Origin of the sequence: Bradyrhizobium iriomotense, from assembly GCF_030160715.1 — a bacterium.
GTDB lineage: Bacteria > Pseudomonadota > Alphaproteobacteria > Rhizobiales > Xanthobacteraceae > Bradyrhizobium > Bradyrhizobium iriomotense.
In genome coordinates, this window is sequence record NZ_BSOW01000091.1 from 1 (window position 1) to 3,818 (window position 3,818).

The 3,818-nt window shown below is 57.9% G+C and carries 1 protein-coding gene and 1 pseudogene; both read left to right on the top strand.

Annotated elements, in window-relative coordinates:
* The first annotated feature begins 342 nt into the window (after window positions 1-342).
* Window positions 343-723, top strand: a complete 381-nt coding sequence (locus QQL28_RS45455) for a hypothetical protein (protein ID WP_284276373.1) — start codon at window positions 343-345, stop codon at window positions 721-723.
* 292 nt (window positions 724-1,015) lie between these two features.
* Window positions 1,016-2,986, top strand: a pseudogene (locus QQL28_RS45460) (prolyl oligopeptidase family serine peptidase).
* The last annotated feature ends 832 nt before the right edge of the window (window positions 2,987-3,818 follow it).

Here is a 3,818-nt window from a genome sequence, read left to right on the forward strand (position 1 = left end):
TCCGCCAATGACATCCTTGCTTCCATCGAGCGCTTCTGCCGTTACAATGCCCCGGCAAAACGCGAAGCGATGTTGCGAACTTCTGGTTCAGGACACTGGCATTCCGCAAGTTTGCGGAGTTCGGCAGCGTGCGCCAAGTCGTGATTCGGTTGTGTGACGAAGGCGTCAAGATGCCGATTGTCGTGTATGGTCCGCGAGGCCGAATAGTGGAATGGCAGCTACCTCGCTACAATACAATCCATCGGTTACTGACCAATCCGTTTTTACGCCGGTGCGTATGTGTTTGGTCGAACTGGTTCGCAGGTTCGAATCGAGGCTGGCCGTAAGCGGATCACACGCGGAGTGCGCCGTCCGCTGAAAAGTTGGGAAATTCTGATTCGTGATCACCATGAGGGCTATATCTGCTGGCAGGACTACGAGAATAATCAACGGATTATCAACGGGAACGCCAACATGAAGGGCGAGATGGTGCCGGGATCAGTGCGCAATTGCGGTGGCTTGCTGGTCGGCCTGTTGCGCTGTAGGCATTGCGGAGGCAAGCTCAGAGTACAGCATAATGGGCTGCGGGGTGTCGCCGGTACGTGTGCAACGATGCCTCCGTCAATCATGGACGGCGGACCAAGTGTATTGCATTCGCAATATGCGGATCGATGCGGCGGCACCGGCTCGTGGAAGTGGCGCGCCTCGTCCGTGTTGCAAACGATAAGCAGCCGCCCGTCTTAAGCGCCTCTGAGCGTGCGGAGATTCTAGCTCTATGAACCGATCTGGAGCCCTTGTGGAGCTATCCAGCTGCCTGGGCTGCAATCCGCAAGAGGGTTTTACGTGCGGTGCTTGAAGAGATCGTCGTGATCGCAAAGCGTGGCCACCTCGAGCTCAAGCTGCATTGGGAGGGCGGCGACCATACTGCACTTTAAGTGGTAAAGAACCGGATCGGGCAGCCTCGCTGGAAAACCGATACCGCGACCGAACAGCTGATTTGCGACCTCGCACGTGTGCTGTCCGATGGGAACATCGCATCAGTTCTCAATCGACTTGCGGTACGGACCGAAAGCAGCAGAATGAGAGGACACTGCAGACATTCGGCGGAGCGGCATTCGAGCACGATCGAGACGCGTTGACATCGATTTACGACCGGCCGGACAATATCCCTTATGTCAGCCGCCGCGGCGACTACCTCTACAATGGAAGGACGTGGATAATCCACGCGGCCTGTGGCGGCGAACCACTCTAGGACAATTTCGTACGCCGAACCGCTCATGGGAGATCCTACTCGACATCGATCAGCTCGCTGTCAGCGAAGGCAAAGACTGGCTTTTGAGCGCTACAACGTCACTGCCTGGCAATCATTCGCGGACCATACTCAGTCTGTCGCGCGGCGGCAGCGATGCCGTCACTTTACGTAAATTCGACACGGAGACGAAGAGCCTTGTCCGCGATGGCTTTGTCTGCCAGAAGGGTGGCGCCGAATGGCTCGATAGCGATACGCTGGTCCTCTCGAGCTCTTACGGGATGGACATGGCGATAGTCTCCGGGTATGCACGCGCAGTTAGACTGTGGCGACGCGGCGTGCATGTCGATCAAGCACCAGTGATCTTTGAAACCGCGGTCGATCGTATAAGAGTGAGGTGCAATGTTGACTACACTGCAGCGCTGCCGCGGAAGTGGTCGATCAGGTAGACTTCTTCAACTTCGTCGTCCGGCTCGGCGATAGATCGGGCGCCACGACGAAGCTCAGCCTGCCAAGTAACATGTCGATATTGGCCCACCGCGACTGGCTTGCTCTGAAGCGCGCGCGGCCTGGACTGTGGCAGGGCAGACCTATGCCGCGGAAACGGTGCTTGCGATCTCGTTACCGGCTTTCCTGGCAGGCGGCCGTCAGTTCGAAGTTCTTTTTAAGCCAGGCCCCCGACGCGCTGCAGAAGTTCTTTTGGAGTGCTGACAAGCTTGTGCTTTGCATTCTCAATGAACTGCGACCGGTTTTTGAGATCTGCACGCCATCAGCCGACGGCTGGAGTCGCCAGCAATTGCACGGGTTTCCGGACATCGGGTTGGTCGACGTTTGGCCCCTGGATCGCGATCCATCCGAACGCAATGGCGACCTGTTCGTCAAGGGCCAAGATCCACTCACACCACCTTCGCTGAGGCTGATCGAGAATGACATTGCCAGCCCGTCTGTGCTCACAGGCACCGAGAACCTTTACCGCGGGTGGGCTCCTGGTCACCCTGCACAAGGCCATTTCGATTGATGGCGAGCGCATTCCCTATGTGCAGACCGGTCCCGTCGGCGAGAGCGGCGATGCGCCGGTCCATATGAGCGGTTATGGCGGGTTCGGTATGTCGATGAGGCCGTACTACAATTCCGCACTCGGCAAGCTGTGGCTGGAACGCGGCGGCACTACTATGCAGGCGAACCTGCGCGGCGGCGGCGAGTTCGGCTCGCGCTGGCATGTTGCGGGCCGGCTCGCCGGAAAAAGATTGTCGAGTGACGATTTCGCCGCGGTTGCCGCCGACCTCGTGCGCCGCGGCGTGACGCAGCCCAAGCGTATCGCCGCCCAGAGCGGGGCAAACGGCGGCATTCTCATTACCAACATGCTGACGCGATATCCTGAACGCTTCGGCGCGCTGTTCTGCACAATTCCGCTGATCGACATGCGCCGCTACACCAAGCTTCTGGCAGGAGCAAGCTGGATTGCAGAGTATGGTGACCCTGATAACTCCGACGCATGGGATGGCTCAAGACCATTCCGCCTATCATGCCGTGAAGCCCGGACAAAACTATCCACCGATCTTCATCGCCACCACGCGGCGCGACGATCAAGTCCACCCTGGGCATGCCCGCAAGATGGTGGCGAAGCTGCAGGTGATGGGCTATGAGGCTCATTTGTACGAGCTCGCCTCGGGCGGCCACGGCTATGGCCGAGACTACAAAGAGCGTGCCGGGTCTCAAGTGCTTGGCTTTCAATTCCTAAAGAGCAAGATCGGCTGATTGGAGAACACGGCTTGAACGCCGGGCCCCTACTACGCCGCACAGCTTGACATTTGAGGACATTTCGGCCGGCGACCAACGCGAAGCCGGCAGCTTCGCGCAATCTCTCTGACATCGGCAATGTCGCGCAAGCTCCATTCGAAGTTGCTTACGCGCAAAAAGCTTGTGCTTTCGTCCCTGTGGCAATCCGTCAGCCCTGAAAGAGTTGTTATTGACTGACGGCTGGGCGTTTGGGGATTGAGAAACGCGAGTTCCACGCGAATAGTATGGATAGTCGAACGCCTCGGTGTTGGCGCTTTGGAACACCTTCGTTTGTTTCACGAGATCTGCGGATGGCGGGCGAGACTGACGAGAACAGATAGCGGTTGCTAGACTAGGTGCCCAACCACGGACTTTCCGATGCTTAAGTGTTAGCCAGAGCGGGTTAGCGCTCTTGCGCGTCCATTCCGTGACATACCTCGGACGATGCCACTTATCGGTCGGTCAAGCCTCAGCGGCGACTGACGCTGACTTACCTACCGATCAACTGCCGAGCAAGATCGGCCATATAAGCACATTCGATGCCTGCCTCGTCTTCGCGCCATATGGCGCAGATGTTATGAGGCATGATGGGCGGACTGGCTCCCAGAATCCGAAGCTGAAGCTCGCTACCACAGACCGCTTTGTGGCGACGCGCCACATCTTACGAGCCATCTTCGTGCGCTCTCCCTGCTTGTACCTATCTAGTGTCCTGACCCAGAAGTTCGCAACATCGCTTCGCGTTTTGCCGGGGCATTGTAACGGCAGAAGCGCTCGATGGAAGCAAGGATGTCATTGGCGGATTTGGTCCATC